Source organism: Pedobacter aquatilis, assembly GCF_032678405.1.
GTDB classification, from domain to species: Bacteria; Bacteroidota; Bacteroidia; order Sphingobacteriales; family Sphingobacteriaceae; genus Pedobacter; species Pedobacter aquatilis_A.
Genome location: NZ_JAVTSJ010000001.1, coordinates 131,402 through 148,517 on the forward strand (window position 1 = coordinate 131,402; position 17,116 = coordinate 148,517).

General features: G+C 38.6%; 16 protein-coding genes. 11 read left to right on the top strand and 5 right to left on the bottom strand.

Annotated features, from left to right (window positions below; genetic code table 11):
- Position 1: 1 nt before the first annotated feature.
- Positions 2–1,468, top strand: coding sequence for a glutamate synthase subunit beta (locus tag R2R71_RS00550; protein WP_316829286.1), 1,467 nt, complete (start codon positions 2–4; stop codon positions 1,466–1,468).
- A 311-nt stretch (positions 1,469–1,779) separates the two neighbouring features.
- Here R2R71_RS00550 and R2R71_RS00555 read toward each other — a convergent pair whose 3' ends face one another.
- Entirely contained in the window at positions 1,780–2,982 is a 1,203-nt protein-coding gene (locus tag R2R71_RS00555; RefSeq protein ID WP_316829287.1) for a DUF763 domain-containing protein, read from the bottom strand.
- Positions 2,983–3,077: 95 nt separating this feature from the next.
- On the opposite strand from R2R71_RS00555, the gene R2R71_RS00560 reads away from it, so the two are divergent.
- Together R2R71_RS00560 and R2R71_RS00565 are read left to right on the top strand one after the other, a co-directional pair.
- Positions 3,078–4,163, top strand: coding sequence for a metallophosphoesterase (locus tag R2R71_RS00560; protein ID WP_316829288.1), 1,086 nt, complete (start codon positions 3,078–3,080; stop codon positions 4,161–4,163).
- A gap of 135 nt (positions 4,164–4,298) precedes the next feature.
- A complete protein-coding gene (locus R2R71_RS00565) occupies positions 4,299–5,771 on the top strand; it encodes a glycoside hydrolase family 130 protein (RefSeq protein WP_316829289.1) in 1,473 nt (490 codons plus the stop codon).
- Positions 5,772–5,827: 56 nt separating this feature from the next.
- Here R2R71_RS00565 and R2R71_RS00570 read toward each other — a convergent pair whose 3' ends face one another.
- Positions 5,828–8,101 carry a glycosyltransferase family 4 protein gene (locus R2R71_RS00570; protein WP_316829290.1) on the bottom strand — a complete coding sequence of 758 codons (2,274 nt, stop codon included), beginning with the start codon at positions 8,099–8,101 and terminating at the stop codon, positions 5,828–5,830.
- 127 nt (positions 8,102–8,228) lie between these two features.
- Here R2R71_RS00570 and R2R71_RS00575 point away from each other — a divergent pair, with 127 nt between their 5' ends.
- The gene (locus tag R2R71_RS00575) at positions 8,229–8,999 is read left to right on the top strand and encodes a Ku protein (RefSeq protein ID WP_316829291.1); all 771 of its coding nucleotides are present in this window, start codon (positions 8,229–8,231) and stop codon (positions 8,997–8,999) included.
- 50 nt (positions 9,000–9,049) lie between these two features.
- Here the strand turns inward: R2R71_RS00575 and R2R71_RS00580 are convergent, their stop codons facing one another.
- Positions 9,050–10,165, bottom strand: coding sequence for an alpha/beta hydrolase fold domain-containing protein (locus R2R71_RS00580; RefSeq protein ID WP_316829292.1), 1,116 nt, complete (start codon positions 10,163–10,165; stop codon positions 9,050–9,052).
- A 146-nt stretch (positions 10,166–10,311) separates the two neighbouring features.
- Here R2R71_RS00580 and R2R71_RS00585 point away from each other — a divergent pair, with 146 nt between their 5' ends.
- Genes R2R71_RS00585 through R2R71_RS00595 form a run of 3 tightly spaced genes read left to right on the top strand, consistent with a single transcriptional unit; the run spans position 10,312 to position 11,663 of the window.
- The gene (locus tag R2R71_RS00585; protein ID WP_316829293.1) at positions 10,312–10,677 is read left to right on the top strand and encodes an STAS/SEC14 domain-containing protein; all 366 of its coding nucleotides are present in this window, start codon (positions 10,312–10,314) and stop codon (positions 10,675–10,677) included.
- Positions 10,678–10,682: 5 nt separating this feature from the next.
- A complete protein-coding gene (locus R2R71_RS00590) occupies positions 10,683–10,835 on the top strand; it encodes a hypothetical protein (protein ID WP_316829294.1) in 153 nt (50 codons plus the stop codon).
- A 21-nt stretch (positions 10,836–10,856) separates the two neighbouring features.
- Complete coding sequence (locus R2R71_RS00595) at positions 10,857–11,663, top strand: mechanosensitive ion channel family protein (RefSeq protein WP_316829295.1); 807 nt, start codon at positions 10,857–10,859, stop codon at positions 11,661–11,663.
- On the opposite strand, the gene R2R71_RS00600 is transcribed toward R2R71_RS00595, so the two are convergent.
- The gene (locus R2R71_RS00600) at positions 11,660–12,040 is read right to left on the bottom strand and encodes a response regulator transcription factor (RefSeq protein WP_316829296.1); all 381 of its coding nucleotides are present in this window, start codon (positions 12,038–12,040) and stop codon (positions 11,660–11,662) included. The genes R2R71_RS00595 and R2R71_RS00600 overlap by 4 nt on opposite strands.
- A gap of 139 nt (positions 12,041–12,179) precedes the next feature.
- Between R2R71_RS00600 and R2R71_RS00605 the strand changes: the two genes are divergently transcribed.
- The 4 genes from R2R71_RS00605 to R2R71_RS00620 all read left to right on the top strand — a co-directional run bounded on the left by R2R71_RS00605 (position 12,180) and on the right by R2R71_RS00620 (position 15,846).
- Positions 12,180–14,393, top strand: coding sequence for an ATP-binding protein (locus R2R71_RS00605; RefSeq protein WP_316829297.1), 2,214 nt, complete (start codon positions 12,180–12,182; stop codon positions 14,391–14,393).
- Positions 14,394–14,397: 4 nt separating this feature from the next.
- On the top strand, positions 14,398–14,817 hold the full coding sequence (locus R2R71_RS00610) for a response regulator (RefSeq protein WP_316829298.1): 420 nt from the start codon (positions 14,398–14,400) through the stop codon (positions 14,815–14,817).
- Between the two features lie 82 nt (positions 14,818–14,899).
- Complete coding sequence (locus R2R71_RS00615) at positions 14,900–15,484, top strand: biliverdin-producing heme oxygenase (protein ID WP_316829299.1); 585 nt, start codon at positions 14,900–14,902, stop codon at positions 15,482–15,484.
- A gap of 182 nt (positions 15,485–15,666) precedes the next feature.
- Positions 15,667–15,846, top strand: coding sequence for a hypothetical protein (locus R2R71_RS00620; protein ID WP_056096518.1), 180 nt, complete (start codon positions 15,667–15,669; stop codon positions 15,844–15,846).
- Positions 15,847–16,025: 179 nt separating this feature from the next.
- Here the strand turns inward: R2R71_RS00620 and R2R71_RS00625 are convergent, their stop codons facing one another.
- Positions 16,026–17,099: an HmuY family protein gene (locus R2R71_RS00625; RefSeq protein ID WP_316829300.1), complete on the bottom strand. Its 1,074-nt coding sequence runs from the start codon at positions 17,097–17,099 to the stop codon at positions 16,026–16,028.
- Between the last annotated feature and the right edge of the window lie 17 nt (positions 17,100–17,116).

Consider the following 17,116-nt stretch of genomic DNA (forward strand, 5'->3'; position numbering starts at 1 on the left):
CATGGGAAAAGTAACAGGATTTCAGGAATACGACAGAGTTGCGCCCACAAGAGAAGAGGCTAAAGCTCGTGTTAAACATTATGGAGAGTTTTTAAACGAACTACCCGCACAAGAATTAAATAATCAGGCTGCCCGCTGTATGGATTGCGGCGTACCATTCTGCCAGTCGGGTTGCCCGCTTGGTAATGTGATACCGGAATTTAACGATGCCGTATATCAAGGGAAATGGGAGTTAGCGGCCAATATCTTATTGAGCACGAATAACTTTCCGGAGTTTACCGGGAGGATTTGTCCTGCACCATGCGAATCGGCATGTGTATTGGGCATTAACCGTCCGCCGGTATCCATTGAGGAAATTGAGAAACACATTATCGAAATAGCTTTCGAAAAAGGGTTTATCAAAGCCAAAGCACCATTAATCAGAACCGGTAAAAAGGTTGCTGTGATTGGTTCAGGTCCGGCAGGATTAGCCGCTGCTGCTCAGTTGAATAAGGTTGGGCATGAGGTTACCGTTTTCGAACGTGATGATGCACCAGGTGGTTTACTAAGGTATGGCATACCTGATTTTAAACTACAGAAAAATGTAGTGGATCGCCGTATCGACTTAATGAAAGAAGAAGGCATTATTTTCAAATGCAATGCAAATGTTGGAGAGAATGTAGAGATCAGTACTTTATTAAGAGATTTCAACGCCATTGTTTTGGCTGGAGGTTCTACTATTCCACGTGATTTAGCAATTCCTGGTCGCGAGGCTAAAGGCGTTCATTTCGCAATGGATTTCTTAAAGCAACAAAATAAACGTGTTGCTAACAGAGAAATTTTAGCTGAAGATATTCATGCGGCAGGTAAAAATGTAATTGTAATTGGCGGTGGTGATACGGGTTCGGACTGTATAGGAACGTCGAACCGTCATGGTGCAAAATCGATAACGCAATTTGAGATTATGCCCATGCCACCACAATTGCGTACTGCGAATATGCCCTGGCCTACCTATCCAATGTTATTGAAAAACACTTCTTCGCATGAAGAAGGTGCAGAAAGGGCATGGTCGGTAAACACTAAAAACTTTATCACCGATGAGCATGGTAATTTAAAGGCATTAAAAGTTGTTGATGTTGAATGGGAAATAGATGCTGTTGGAAGACCGGTAACATTTAAAGAAGTTGCGGGCTCTGAACGCGACTTACCTTGCGAATTGGTTTTCTTAGCTATGGGCTTTTTACACCCACAGAAAGAAGGCTTAATTGAAAAGTTGGGTGTTGAGTTAGACAATCGCGGAAATGTAAAGGCTTCAGAACATACTTACCAGACCAATATTTCTAAAATCTTTGCAGCAGGTGATGTACGCCGTGGACAATCTTTAGTTGTTTGGGCTATTTCTGAGGGCAGGGAAGCTGCACGTAAGGTTGATGAATACTTAATGGGTACGACTAAACTTGCTTCTAGAGATGCTGTAGCTTACGCATAAGGGTATTTAATATCAGATAATTCGGAATTGGCCGTAGTGATTAACTGCGGCCTTTTTTGTTTTGTTTTTTGCCACGGAAACACGGAATTAGGTTTATTATTGCTGCATAGCTATTCTGCGTTTATCAGCGAAATCTGCGGGAAAAACACTATAAACAACAAAGATTTCTCCGCTACGGTCGAAATGACGATACGAAAGAACATCTGCGTTTATCAGCGAAATCTGCGGGAGAATTGAAAATAATTGCCACGGAAACACGGAATACACGGAAAAATAATTAGCGTGATTGAGCTGATTGGTGTATCTATAGTTTAAAATAAACTCAACTGGTCATTTTTAGGTGGTTTTTCCTTACCAAACACTGTTCTGCCGCCGTATTTCCAGCTTTCGGCCCTTTCTTTTGCGATTACTTTGTCGAAGTCCATATTCGGTGTGAAATCCTGCTCTGCATTTTTTGCTATTTCATGGAGCGATTTTATGGCCTGTAATTTATCGCTATTACCAATTTTAGCCATTTCAACCGCTTTTTGTAATACTTTTATGGTTTCATCGTAAACATTTACGGGCACTGGAAAGGGGTGGCCATCTTTACCACCATTAGCGAAAGAATACCTGGCGGGGTCGCTGAAGCGAGCAGGCGTTCCATAAATTACCTCACTTACCAGGGCCATCGACTGAAGTGTTCTGGGGCCCATGCCCTGAAGCATTAAAAGCGCTTCAAAGTCTGCCGGTTTCTTTTCCTGTGCGAGCCACAAAATACTACCCAATCTTTTTAAATCGACATCTTTTGAGCGTACATCATGGTGAGCGGGCAAAACCAACTTCTGAATTTCCGTAATCATTTTCCCTGGCTGCTCATCTGTGATGGCCATTATACTTTTTCTTGTCTGCGCTGCATCATTAGCCGTAAGGTTCAGGATTTTACCCTGATTGATGCCATAAATTCCGGTATGGGGTTCTTCAACAAAGGATTTTAAATTTTCAGAATGCCAATGGTATCTTCTTGCAGTAGCACTAACATCACTCATGCCTTGCTGTACTACCGCCCAATCGCCATCGCTACTTAAAATAAAACTATGCAGGTAAAGCTGGAAACCATCCTGGATGGCCGTATTATCTACTTTAGCACTTAACTTACTTGCCTTTACCAGGGCAGTACCATCCAGGCCTGTCTGATCGGCTATTTTTAATAGTTCATTTGGTGTTTCCCTGCTAAATTTCCCCTTACCACCACAAATATAAATGCCTAATTCTTTGGAGAGCGGATTGATTGATTTCTTCAGTGCACCCATCACAGAAGTGGTAATGCCTGAAGAATGCCAGTCCATTCCCATCACCGCACCCAAACTTTGAAACCAGAAAGGATTACTCAATCTCCTGATGACTTCGGCTCTGCCATATTCTGTTAAAACAGATTCGACAATGGCTAAGCCTAATTTAGCCATACGTTGAGCCAGCCATGGCGGAACATGGCCGTAATGTAAGGGTAAATCTGCGCTTCCTGATCTTTTCAATGCTAACAAAATTAGCAAAATAAAATAAATAATTTATATGACAGACAACATTGTTAATTAAAACGGGTTAATTATGTAAATTGTACCAAAACGATATGCGAGATTTTTTACAACGTTTACTTGGAAACTGGGTTATCCGTATGTCGAACAAATTCGGTTCGAGGCCTGATCAGGAACGTATTTCCGAAGCTTTATCTAAACTTTATGAGAACATCAGGAACAAACCAGGGAAGAGAGGCGAAATTTTCAATGTTCAATCAGGTGATAAATTCATTATTCTTTCCGACCAGCATAAAGGCGCAAGAGATTTTGCGGATGATTTTTCCTTAGCAGAGAAAAACTATTTAGCGGCCCTCGATTATTATGAAGCAGAAAAATTCCACTATATTAATCTTGGTGACAGTGAGGAATTGTGGGAGAATCTGCTCGAGTCGGTTATTAAACATAATAAGAAAACCTTTGAAGCTGAAAAGCTATTTATCAGGCGGAAAGCCTTTACCAAAATATTTGGCAATCATGATTTGTACTGGGATAACGATCCATTGTCGCAGTTTAACTTAAACCGGGTATATGGCGAAGTAATCCGTATCTATGAAGGCACCATATTACGTTTCGATTTTGATGGTAAGGTGATGGATATTTTCTTAACGCATGGTCATCAGGGTGATTTGCAAAGTGACGGAAACTGGTTCAGTAAATGGTTTGTGAGTACCATCTGGGCACCTTTACAATCTTATCTCAAAATAAACCCCAATACGCCGGCATACGATAACCAGTTAAAAACCCTGCACAACACATTTATGTATAACTGGGTACAGGGGCAGCAGAATATCGCATTAATTACCGGACATACCCATCAGCCCGTTTTCGCTTCTTTAACCCACCTTGAACGATTATATGTTAATCTAACGAAGGCTGTATCAGCGCAAAATGAAGCGGATATTGCCCTGATTAATACAGAACTTGATAAGCTTGCGGCAAAAGGGGAGAAACCACCTTTATTAAACAAATACAGGGCGGCTTATTTTAATTCGGGCTGCTGTTGTTTCAATGATGGGGATATTACCGGTATTGAAATTGAATCGGGCATGATCAGGTTAATAAAATGGTCGTACCAGCGAAGTGATATGCCGCAAAGGTATATTCTAGAGGAAATGAAAATCAGCGATTTACATGAGTAATTTTAAGCAGGCAACCTGACTGAAAATGCCGTTTTATTGAGGTTTTTGAAACAAAAACCGGCGGAAATAAGTTACTAATAGTACTACAGATTGATGGGAAGATTTAACGATAATTAACACAAAACATCCTAGGAAATGAGACTATATATAGAACGAAAACCTGTAAAAGTTAATCCGGATACAAAAAGGGTAATTGCCCGGTTTTTCTTTAACGGTGATGAACGGGCACTTGAAGTAATCAGAAAAGTTTTAAAGTTTTCTGATGAAAAGGTTTTCTCACTTATATCACCAATTTTACAGGAATACTCCAAAAGGCACCGGAACATTACTAAAATCCTGAACAGGCATTGCAAAAAACTTAAAAAACAGTTTACAACCTTAGAAGTTGATCCGGAGGATGTGCATCCGTATACAAGATTGCTTATAGGTGCTTATTTTACACATGAATACTCCATAGAATCTGCTGCTTTTTTTAACCCGAGCATAGTTGATGACCCTGACCAGACTGATCTGGTTGAAGGTGAAAAACGGGTTATCATTAGTTTCAGGGCAGTTGGTGAGGGGCATATTTCATCAATTGTTTTCAGAAGAGCGCTTATTGACGCTAAAAATAACATCCAGGTTTTACCTGTTGGGAATTATGTAGATGAAGCCGAAGTAATAAAAAATGCCATTTATGTAAAAAAGATGTTCCTGAAAAAAGCTGCCTATGCGCAGATTGACCCTGCGGTTTTAGAAGAAATGGAGGCTAAGCTTGGCGATAAATTTGAGTACACCAGCTTAAGTAACATCATTAAGGATTCGAAAACACTGCACAAAGAAAATCCTCAGCGACTGATCGAATACGATAAGGTATTATGGTTATCAGATACTTATCATACCATCAGCTTTTCGAAGGATACAGACATTACGGACAGGGTTATTTTCCCGATTTCAGAGTTTGAGCGTAAGGGTATTGAGGATGCCCGTTTTGTTAAATTTATTAAAGATAATGGTACCGTTGTTTATTATGCCACCTATACGGCTTTCGATGGCTCGTTAATTATTCCAAAGCTGGTACAAACGGAAGATTTTTATGAATTTAAGGTAATCCCTTTATATGGTGATGGTGCCCAGAATAAGAACCTGGCACTTTTTCCCCGGAAAATCAATGGTAAATATGTAATGATGAGCCGTATTGACGGCTGGAATAATTACCTGATGTTTTCGGACAAGATTAATGTATGGGAGAATCCTGTTTTATTGAAACAACCGCGATATGACTGGGAGCTAGTCCAGATCGGGAACTGTGGTTCACCAATAGAAACGGATAAAGGCTGGATTGTAATTACCCATGGTGTAGGCCCCATGAGGCGTTACTGCATTGGTGTAAGTTTACTTGATCTGGAAGATCCGAGTAAAGAAATCGGGCATTTAAAGGAACCATTAATTATCCCGAATAATGATGAAAGAGAAGGTTATGTGCCAAATGTTGTTTATTCCTGCGGTTCCATCATCAGCAATGGCGAACTTATTATCCCTTATGGCTTATCCGATTACAGTTCTTCATTCGCAACTGTAAACCTGGAGCTGTTGTTGAACAAGCTACTTGAAAATAACGAGGCTTAAGAAAACTAATACAAAAAAAGGATGGCTTTAAAACCATCCTTTTTTAAAGCGTTTAATTAAACACATTTATCTTCGGTAATCAAGGGGGAGGAAAAGGTCTGGAATTCTATTTCGGCGGCTTTTAAAACCGTTAAATGGGAAATAAAATACGCTAAAGTACTTTCAGCACCCTGATTTCTGTTTACACTATTAAACTGCAGGCCATCGGCACAGCCATGTGTTTCAAAATCATACAATGGTATATGTAAACTGTTTTTGCCCAAGAACCATTCATAACTGATCTGCATCAGGTTTAAATATTTGTCATCTTTAGTCAGTTCAAAAGCTTTAAAGTAAAGCAATACCATGGCCATAGTTTCCAGTGCCTGCTGATCGTAAATGGGATTTTTGCCGTTCTTTTTCATCCATCCGGCGTTTCCAACAGGATTCAGGTAGCCATTTTCAAAGGAGAAGCTATTTAAAAATTCAATGCTTTCCATCGCTATGCGATAAGACTCAAGATTTCCGGTTACTTCGTAATGGTTTAACAGTGCTAAAGGTAAAATGGCATTATCGTAAGTTAAGATATCTTCGAACCAGTGCCATTCGCCATCTTTATTTGCGATGTAGGCCTGCTGCAATGATTTCGAAAGCCTGTTGATTTCGGTAATTAAAAGTTCATCGCCGGGATGTGCACACAGGTATTGTGAAATGCCAATAATGGTATTTGCCATGGCACGTAAATACTTTAGCGCCTTGAAATGAGGCACAGATTTAGAAAACAGTTCTCTGCCAAATTCGCGGTAAGAATTGTTAGGGCCATTACAAATAAGGGTTCCCAGCGACCAGATTGTACGGCCAAAAGAATCTTCTGAACCTACTTCGTCAAGGTAGTTCCTGTTAAAGCTTAAAAAATTTCTGAAGTTTCCATCATCCAGTTGCATGTACTGGATAAAACTCAGGTACACAGGCATCATTTTTAATGCCTGCTGGTTTTTATCTTGTCCGTATGCCAGTAAGGAGAGGATTAACGCCCTTGAATTATCGTCAATACAATAACCCTCCTTTAAATTAGGGATACCAAATTTTGCATGCTGAATAATACCCGTATCATCTGTTAACAGTGCAATATGGCTTAAATTCAGCGCAGGCATGCTATCTACATCAATAATCGGTGGAATAGTACGTTGTGATTTTTTACCATTGGCAAGGGCCTCATCCAATACTTTCATATAAATATCTCCTATAGCCGGCCATCTTAAGTTTAAGCCATAACGATAGGCATTATCTTTAAGTTGCAGATATTTTTCCTCATCGTTCAGCAGTGTATTTACAATCTGGCTAAGTTGCTCATCGTTTTTAAAGTCGAATAATTTACCGCGGTTATCGGCCAATAATTCCTGGGCATGCCAATAAGGGGTAGAAATAACGGCTGCACCGGCACCAATGGCGTAAGATAAAGTTCCGCTGGTAATCTGTGCTTCGTTCAAATAGGGGGTAATGTATAAATAGCAAGCCGTTAAATATTGATGAAGTTCTTCTTCAGAAACGAATTTATTTACGAATGCAACGTTTCGTGATACACCTAACTCTTCGGCGAGTGCTTTTAGGCTGTCGCGATACTCCTCGCCGTTGTGCTTTACAACGCCCGGATGTGTATTTCCGAGGATAACGTAAAGTACTTCAGGATGTTTGTTAACGATTGAGGGCAACGCCTTAATAACTGTTTCAAGCCCTTTATTGCGACTGATCAAACCAAAGGTAAACAGCACTTTTCTATTGCTGAACAATTCGCTTTGCGACACCGGATTGTGTTCTTCAGGCTCCAGATCGGGCACACCATGCTCAATCAGTTTGATTTGACTTGCCGGAATCTGATAAATACTTGTTAAGAAAAGAACGGCTTTTTTACTCATCACCACAATACGCGAAGACTTTGAGGCAATTTCTTTAATAATGGTTTGCTGCATAAAGTCGGGTTCCTTTAAAACCGTATGCAGGATGGTAATAAAAGGTTTTTTAAGGCGATTCAGTAGGGATAAAAGAAACACACCACTATTGCCGCCGTAAATTCCGAACTCATGTTCAATGATACAGGTGTCGATATCACTATTGTTAATGAATTCTGCTGCATCAATATAATCTTGCTGATTTTGCTGTCGGATGATAAATTTAACTTCCTCAGGGTATTGATGCTCGTCGGGCTTATCCGATTCATTCATTGCTATTACAAAGCTTTTGGTAGCATCGTATGACGTATTCAGGCTTAAAGCATTAACTAAATTCTGGTTAAAAGTTGCCAAACCGCATTCGCGTGGAGGGTATGTTGATATATACGCAATTCTCATCATTTCAGGTAGATTATACCTTAACAACATTACATATCTTAAATAGTTTGGTTGATGAAATTGTATTTAGGGTTAATAAAAACAATCTGAAATTAGCGCTTGTTTAGTTCTAGAACTTACATTTTAAATTATGAAATCGATTTGGAAAGGTGCAATAGGTTTTGGGCTGGTAAATATTCCGGTGAAGTTATTTTCAGGGGTGCAAAGCAGTCACCTGGATCTGGATATGCTGGATGAGCGTGATCATGCTAAAATTAAATACCTCAGGGTTAACGAGCATACACACAAAGAAGTTCCTTTCGAAAAAATTGTTAAGGGCTACTTCTTAAAAGACCAGTATGTTATTATTGACAAGCATGATTTTGAGGAAGCGGCACCTGAAAAGACTAAAATTATCGAATTGGAGAACTTTGTTGATATAAAGGATATTAATCCGGTTTATTACGAAACATCCTATTATACTGAACCCGAAAAGCAGGGGCGTAAAGCTTATGCCTTACTATTAAAAGCACTCGAGAAATCAGGTAAAGCGGGTATAGCCAGATTTGTGCTCCGTAACACGGAGAATCTTTGTGTTATCCATCCAATGGATGGTGTTATTGTGATTACAAAAATCAGGTTTGAACAAGAGATCAGAAGCCTTTCAGAAATTAACAAAGTGGAGGCTATTAACATTACCAAGAAGGAAATGGACGTGGGCTTAGCATTGATAAAGCAGTACAGCTCGAAGTTTGATTTGAGCAGTTTTAAAGATGAGTACACTAATGAGCTGCTTAAAATAATTAAGGCTAAATCGAAAGGTAAGCGTGCAACTGTGAAAAAAATGAAACCACAAAAGGCTAAGAGTGATGATTTATACGAACAGTTGATGCAAAGTTTAGGCTCGAAAAAGGGCGCATAATAAAAAAGGAAAGCAAGATCTGCTTTCCTTTTTTTGCTTTTGCACCGTATTTATTTAAAGGCTGCTTTAAGCTGTTCTGCGGCGTAGGTTTGTGCAGCTTTGGCTTCAGGAACAACAGGAGCCATTCCGAAAAACTCATGCGTTACTCCTTCATAATTACGGCTGTTTACTTTAACGCCTGCATCAGATAACTTGTTGGCAAGCATTACGCCATCATCATGAAGAGGATCAATTTCGGCGGTAATAATTGTGGTACCTGGCAAACCTTTTAGATTGGCATTAACCAATGAAATCTTTGGACTTTGTGCCTCAATCATAGTGGTTAGGTATTTTTCCATAAACCAGCCCATCATTGCCTTGTTCAATGGTTTTGCATCTGCATACATTTTATACGATTCGGTATCCATGTTTGCCTGTGCAATCGGATATACCAAAAGCTGGTGTACCGGTACCATAATGTGTTTATCGCGGGCCATTATCGTTACATTGGCAGCAAGATTAGCACCTGCACTTTCTCCGGCAACAGCAATTTTAGCAGGATCAGCTTTTAGGCTTACCGCATTTTTAACAGCCCATTCATAAGCAGCGAAAGCATCATTATGCGCTGTTGGAAACTTATTTTCGGGTGCCAGGCGGTAAGCAACTGAAACCACAATAGCGCCAACCTGTTCGACCAAGGCCTGAGCTGATGCATTGTATACATCGAGGTTAGCGATAACAAAACCTCCGCCATGGTAATAAACAATTAAAGGAAACGGACCCTTACTTCCCTTTGGCGTGTAAACCCTTAAGTGTATTTTACCACCACTAACATCAATATCCTGTCCCATGGTATCAACCTTAACCGGTGGCACCGTTATTTTATTCGCTTTTACCAGATCCATTACCGCATCGGTTGGCGTATGGTTTTTACGGGCATCGGTGGCGCTTAGTGTTTCTAGCGGTTTATCGCCATAGCTGGTTAATTTTTCAATTACTGCCTGCATTTCAGGTTTTATTGTCTTTCCCCACTCAGGAGGCGGACCTGCGGGTTTTAGTGCTACGCTTGTATCTGCAGCTGCAGAATCAGTTGCCGTATTTGTTTTTGTTTCGCTGGTACAGGCAGAAATAGCCATGATAACAACAACAAACAAAGCTGCCGGTACTTTTAATAAATTGCTTTTCATAAGGTTAATTTTTATTGTGATGAATTATCATACCATAACATTATCAATCAGATAACTGTTTTCAGGTATTCACCACTTTTTAGAATTTATTGAATTTCCAAACTTCTTAAGTAAAGTGTTGTTCTTAATTAAGTAAATAGAATAATATGCTTGCAGAGATAACCGGATTACCCGACAATATTTTTGCCGTTAGGGCAACAGGAGAAGTTGACAGCAATGACCTGAAGAATGTGTTATTACCAGGTTTACAGCGAACAGCCGATCGTTTTAATGAAATCAGGTATATGCTGGTTTTGGACACAGCAGTTAAAAACTTTACGGCAGGAGCATGGATACAGGATGCCAAAGCAGGTTTACAACATTTTACCCAGTGGAAGAAAATTGCTATTGTAACCTCCGAAAAAAGTGTCGAATGGTTCACTGCTATCTTTAATATGGCTACGCCAGGCAGGTCGAAGGGTTTTAAACCTGACGAACTTGAAAAAGCCGAAGCCTGGTTGAGTGAAGAATAAATATTATGAGAAATTCAAAAACACAGGCTGAAAGTAGCAAGGCTACAGCGCCGAAAAGTGCAAAAGCAAAAGGGACTGATGGTCAAACGCCATCGGCAAAAGATGCAAAAAAAATAAATGTTACTAAAGATACTCCGGTTAAACATAAAAAACCATAAGAAAGACGCAATCAATACTATATGAAGCTAGATGCAAATAAGTTAAACCATTTTTACGATAAAATATACGACTGGATAATTGCGAAAGGGCCATCAGTTCTGTTAGGTATAGCCTTACTGTTTTTGGGGCTATGGTTAATTAAACTGCTGGGTAAGTGGCTATCCAATGGTATGCACAGGAAGGATGTTAATCCGTCACTTCGGCCATTTTTAACCAGCCTGATTTTAATAACACTCCGCATTTTACTTGTACTAACCGTAATGCAGATTATCGGTATTGAACTCACTTTTCTTACGGTTCTTATTGGTGGTATAGGTGTTGCTGCAGGTTTGGCGCTTTCGGGAACACTACAAAACTTTGCCAGTGGCGTACTTATACTTTTGCTTAAACCATTTGTAGTTGGCGATAACATTATTGCACAGGGACAGGAAGGAACAGTTACATCGATACAGATATTTTACACCATTGTAACCACCTTTGATAACCGTACGGTTGTGGTACCAAACAGCAAACTATCAAATGAAGTGATTATCAACATCAGTAAACAAGGTAGCCGTAGACTGGATATCGAAATTAAATTTAGCTATGGCATAGATTACAACACAGTAGAAGCTATTTTTAATAAAACGGTTGATGAATTTAAAAACCGCCTTAAAACACCTGAAAGAAGAATCGGGGTTTCTGTTTTAGACGATAGTGGTTATAAGGTTGGTTTAAACCTTTGGGTAAAAGCCCATGGTTTTATGGATACTAAGCTTTCTTTTCAGAAAGCACTTATGGAGAATTTAAAAGAAGGGGGAATTAAATTACCGGGAATGGCAGATTAGTTAGCCTCTTTCTTTAAAAGCGCATAAATTTTATCCATCAGTTCATCAATGTTAAAAGGTTTCGCCATAAAGTCATCAGCAGTAACATCTTCGTTAGTTACATAGTTAGTAGCATTGTACCTGGCAGAAATCATTAGTACCGGAATTTGAGCAGTGCTTTCGTTTTCCTTAAGTTCTTTGAGTAATACACGGCCGTCGGTATCAGGCAGCATGATATCCATGATGATTACATCCGGTTTAAACTCCTGTACGTGATTAATAAAATCGGCCCCCTTATTTAAGCCGGCAACATTGAAAGCTTCGCTTTCCAGAATTAAGGTAATAACATCTAAGATTGCATGATTGTCTTCTACAACCAAAATATTTTTTTTCGCCAACTAGGTAATTTTAAAATTTCAACAAATATATAATAAAAAATAAACAGCAAAACTGAATTAAATTATTCAGAACTTTTCTAAAATGAGTTTGTTGACTGATAGTTCATAAATTCCAATACATTTGTAATAATAATATACTATGAATAAATTCTCTGTCGACCTGACGAACTGTGATAAGGAACCCATACATATACCTGGTAAGATCCAGTCGCACGGTTTTTTAATTGCTGCCGATAAAAGCACATTAAATATTTCTTATATCAGTGAAAATGCGGCACATTTTTTAAAAAGTTCATCTAAGGATTTATTAGAAAAACCACTTTCTGCTTTAAATAGCTTGATAAAACAGCAAGACCCGGAATTTAATATAGAAGACTTGCTGAAACTGGGGATCATCAGAAAAAGCTTCGATGCAATTTCCCCGCATCCTGTTGAGGTGAATGATCATCCTTACTACCTGATTATTTCTTCTTCACCAAAAGACTGGTTACTGGAGTTTGAACCGGTTACCTTACAATACGACATCCAGAGTTCGATAGGCCGTTCAGCCTCATCAATGCTGCAAGGGAAGAGTGTTTCTGCATTGCTTCAGGGTGCTGCAATTGAGGTAAAGCGGTTGATTGATTATGATAGAATCATGATTTATAAGTTTCTGGATGACGGGCATGGGGAGGTAGTTGCTGAAGAAAAAAATGATGATCTGGAACCTTTCTTTGGCTTGCATTATCCTGCATCTGATATTCCCAAACAAGCCCGCGAATTATACAAACTTAATTTGACCAGGTTAATAGCCGATGTAAATACAGAAGATGCGCCAATACTAACTTTTCAGGAAAACCACCCGCTCGATTTGACAAACAGTAGTTTAAGAGCGGTGTCGCCCATACATATTCAATACCTCAAAAATATGGGTGTGCAATCGAGTTTCAGTATCTCGCTGATTTCGCATGGCGAATTGTGGGGGTTAATTGCCTGCCATAATTATAGCCCGAAATTTATTGATTACAAGGCTCGTGAGGGTTCAAAACTGATCGGGCAAATCCTTTCGTCGGCACTGGAATACCGCCAGGGTGAGGAAGATTCGGAAATTGTACAGGAATTCAAAGATACAGCCAGTATTTTAGCTGAACATTTAAACCGTGATAAATATTTAGTAGATGCCTTAACCGGACATAAAAAGACTATACTCGATGCAACTAAAGCAACCGGTGTTGCCCTGATTTTTGAAAATGAGTTGAAAACGATTGGCAATGTACCTGCTGATGAAGAAATTCTGGAGCTTGCCGAATGGCTGAAATCATCCAATGATGAGTCGATTTATTATACGCATCGCTTGTCGGAAATATTTCATCCCGCCAAAAAATATAAATCAACGGCATCGGGGATTTTATCCTGTTCATTAAGCAAAGAGCTAAATGAAATGATTATCTGGTTTAAACCTGAGCAAATTGCAACGGTTAACTGGGCAGGAAATCCGGAAAAGCCAGCACATCTGGCTGAAAATGGCTTATTGAGCTTATCACCAAGAAAATCATTCGAAACCTGGTCGCAGGTGGTGAATAATACTTCGGAGAAATGGCTGGCAGAAGAAGTATCATCAGTACTTCGTATCCGTGAAATCATTATTGCTGATGTTAACAAAAAGGCTAACGAAATCAGGTTATTAAACGAGAAGTTACAGGCTGCTTACGAAGAGCTTGATACCTTTAGTTATACGATATCACACGATTTGAGGACGCCACTTACGTCGATCAAAACCTATGCAGAATTGATGCTGAAAAATAAAAGCATTGATGAAAACGGGAAGATGATGCTTGATAGAATTTTAACAGGTGCAGATAAGATGAACTTTTTAATTAAGGAAATCCTTAACCTGGCAAGGGTTGGCCGTTCGGAAATAAATTTTGAAACCGTTGACATGCAATCTTTGTTAAAAGAAATAAATACAGAGGTGTGGACGGCTTTTAAAGCAGACAAGGCCGAACTGATTTTAGGCCAATTGCCAGATTTGAAAGGGGATAAAACACTCATTGCACAAGTATTTACAAACCTGATTAGCAATGCTGTAAAATACTCATCAATGGTTGAAAAACCAAAAATTGAAGTATCGGCCTATGCTGATGGAGATGAAACCATCTATTACATAAAAGATAATGGTATGGGAATTGATAACCGTTATTACGACAGGGTTTTTGAGCTTTTTAAGCGCATGGACAATGTTAAAGACATTGATGGAACAGGAGTAGGGTTGGCTATAGTAAAACGAATTGTGGAACGCCATAATGGTAGGGTTTGGTTTGAAAGTAAATTAAATGCAGGATCTACTTTTTACGTAGCTTTTAAGAACAGATAGAAAAATGAAAACGCCGGATATATTTTACGTTGAGGATGATATAGACTATGCATTTTTTATGCAAAGTGCTGTCCAGGAGGTAAAGGATACATTAAATTTAACGATAGTTGAAGATGGTACAGAAGCTTTATTAAAGCTGCAGGCCTTTGCTGAACATAAAACCAAGCCAAAATTGATATTACTCGATTTAAATTTACCCGGCTTATCAGGTTTAGATTTATTGAAGTTTATAAAAGATATTCCATATTTAAAGAGTGTACCTGTTATTTTGTTTTCGACCAGCGATAATCCTGACGATGTTAAAGCTTCAATAGAATTTGGGGCAAACGCCTATTTAACAAAACCAAATGGTTATGATAACCTGGTAAAATGTGTACACTCGGTACACGATTTCTGGTTTAACCAACACTTACGGATCAATTGAAATTTAGCATACAATAAGAGATTCGGATTGCAAAATCCGAATTTTTTGTTTTTTAATTACTTATAATTTTTGATAATATACTATGATTGCCAATTTATTGAGAACTGAAACTGTTGAAAAGCATAAAGAATTAGAGTCGTTAATGTTTGTAAACGAAATTATGAACAACACTTTAAGTATTGAAAACTACAAAAAGCTACTAACCGTTAATTATATTATTCATCAGAAACTTGAAAACAAACTAGCGAATATGCTCGATACGAACATAGCCGAGCAATTGGAAATGAATACCAGGTTTAAATTAGCTGCATTGGAAGAGGATTTAGCGTACTGGAAAATAGATTCACTTTCTTTACCAGGGTTAGATTTCGAGTTATTTGTTCCGGAAAAAAATACTGCTGCAGTTTTAGGTGCATTGTATGTACTCGAGGGTGCTACATTAGGCGGTAATGTGATAAAAAAACACATATTGGCTAATCCAAATTTTACAAACCACGAAGATGGACTGCACTATTATGGTGTATATGGAGAAAAACTTGGTGCTAAATGGAAAACATTCGTTTCTGTATTGAACGACAGTGTTTTGGCAGCTGATTATCAGCAATGCATAAGTAGTGCAAATCATACTTTCGATAACCTGATTAAACTAAGCAATCAGTTAGTTTAAGTGTATTGTTTTATCAGACAAAAAAAGAAAAAATACTCCTCAAATAGTTGTAGGGGGCATGTTAGCAATTAAAAATGTGCAAAACTTCTTTCAAATTAATATTTGCTTTCTCTTGTTAATTCAAGGTAAATATGTATTATTGACAAAATAAATTTTTTAAACCTTAAAAACATCAATTAGCGATGGAAAAATTCTCAAAAGTTAAAGCTGCTGTTGCTGCTATCGAAGCAGATGTAGAAAAATTTTATAACGCTGGCAATGCAGCTGCTGGTACACGTGTGCGTAAAGCAATGCAAGATCTTAAAGTTTTAGCACAAGAAATCCGTGCAGAAGTAACTGAAAAGAAAAACTCTGGAAAATAATATTTCATGAGTATGAACGAAAAGGTCCTGGTTTAATACCGGGACCTTTTTGCATTTAGGGCTATTTATAGTCAACATCTAACAGAATTCTCCAATAGCTGAACCCCTAAAAAAGACAAGGCCCACCATCGCGGTGAGCCATTATCCAACTAACAAAACATAACTTTATAAGGATTTATTTATCCTTTTTTAATCAGTTTATATTCAATAACCGGTTTACCACGGGTACCACCATCGTTAGAGATAAAGCTGTTGAATTTCAATTTATATACATTTCCTGAACCATCTTTAAGTACATAGAATACATCAGTTTTTACGCCAATGGCTGTTCCGGTTGTATTTCTCCATGTAGAACCAATTACATCCCTTGAAGTTGAAAATGTAACTGCAGATAAATCAGCTTCAGCAAATGCAGCATAGGTTTTTGTTGAAGTAGAAATTTGTGCAGCAGATGCACCACCTAAATTATTGATGAACACCAAGTCAGAAAAAGCATAGGGGAAAGTTGCCGTGTAGTACATGCTGTAGCCCCAAACAATATCCCAACTGGCTTTTGCAGGTTCAACAGATACCGTTGTACCCCTAACTAAAGAAGCAAACTGGAAATTGGCTTCTGCATTTTTTGTAATGTCTAAAGTTCTGAAAGTAGTTTCAGTAACTTTCGCGTATTGTAAAGTATAGCCTGTTCCTTTTCTGATTACGCGGATCTTATATAATTCCTCATTCGCAAGTACAGTATTTGCGCCGCCTTTCCTGTTGATTATATAAACTTTATTGTCGGCATCAGTGGCTGAAATAGCAGCGATAGCCGTTTTATTTAAAATACTTGCTTCCCTTGGGTCATCAATAACAACAGGTTGTGTAGCTGTCGCTGTTAAAACGCCACCTCCCTGGCCAACTTTAAGTAAATTAGCATCAAAATCGGCGGTTGTTACGCTATTTAAATCTGTTTTATTAACCAGTAATGCCGAAGAACCGTTTGTAGCGTTTAGTATCACTTTGAAATCAGTACCTGAATAAAATCCTAAGTCCCAGCTATCGCGATCAACAGCGGTTTGCTTGTCGGTACTGAAATCTACATAAACACTGTTTCCGGCTGCACTTCCTGCTTCAGTAGAAATCAAACCATTTAATGTTAAAGTGCTGCCATCAGAAGGGGGAGCAACAATAATAGGTTCTTCACTGTCTTTTTTACAGGCAGTAAAACTTACCGCTACGAGAGCGATTGCGATAATGGAGTTAAATTTATTCATGTTTCTATTTTAAATGT

Excerpts from the sequence above, each read along its gene's own strand:
- R2R71_RS00550 (WP_316829286.1), top strand. The coding sequence starts at position 2 with ATGGGAAAAGTAACAGGATTTCAGGAATACGACAGAGTTGCGCCCACA.
- R2R71_RS00575 (WP_316829291.1), top strand. The coding sequence starts at position 8,229 with ATGAAATCGATTTGGAAAGGTGCAATAGGTTTTGGGCTGGTAAATATT.
- R2R71_RS00560 (WP_316829288.1), top strand. The coding sequence starts at position 3,078 with ATGCGAGATTTTTTACAACGTTTACTTGGAAACTGGGTTATCCGTATG.
- R2R71_RS00590 (WP_316829294.1), top strand. The coding sequence starts at position 10,683 with ATGAGAAATTCAAAAACACAGGCTGAAAGTAGCAAGGCTACAGCGCCG.
- R2R71_RS00625 (WP_316829300.1), bottom strand. The coding sequence starts at position 17,099 with ATGAATAAATTTAACTCCATTATCGCAATCGCTCTCGTAGCGGTAAGT.
- R2R71_RS00605 (WP_316829297.1), top strand. The coding sequence starts at position 12,180 with ATGAATAAATTCTCTGTCGACCTGACGAACTGTGATAAGGAACCCATA.
- R2R71_RS00620 (WP_056096518.1), top strand. The coding sequence starts at position 15,667 with ATGGAAAAATTCTCAAAAGTTAAAGCTGCTGTTGCTGCTATCGAAGCA.
- R2R71_RS00570 (WP_316829290.1), bottom strand. The coding sequence starts at position 8,101 with ATGATGAGAATTGCGTATATATCAACATACCCTCCACGCGAATGCGGT.
- R2R71_RS00615 (WP_316829299.1), top strand. The coding sequence starts at position 14,900 with ATGATTGCCAATTTATTGAGAACTGAAACTGTTGAAAAGCATAAAGAA.
- R2R71_RS00585 (WP_316829293.1), top strand. The coding sequence starts at position 10,312 with ATGCTTGCAGAGATAACCGGATTACCCGACAATATTTTTGCCGTTAGG.
- R2R71_RS00565 (WP_316829289.1), top strand. The coding sequence starts at position 4,299 with ATGAGACTATATATAGAACGAAAACCTGTAAAAGTTAATCCGGATACA.
- R2R71_RS00610 (WP_316829298.1), top strand. The coding sequence starts at position 14,398 with ATGAAAACGCCGGATATATTTTACGTTGAGGATGATATAGACTATGCA.
- R2R71_RS00580 (WP_316829292.1), bottom strand. The coding sequence starts at position 10,165 with ATGAAAAGCAATTTATTAAAAGTACCGGCAGCTTTGTTTGTTGTTGTT.
- R2R71_RS00595 (WP_316829295.1), top strand. The coding sequence starts at position 10,857 with ATGAAGCTAGATGCAAATAAGTTAAACCATTTTTACGATAAAATATAC.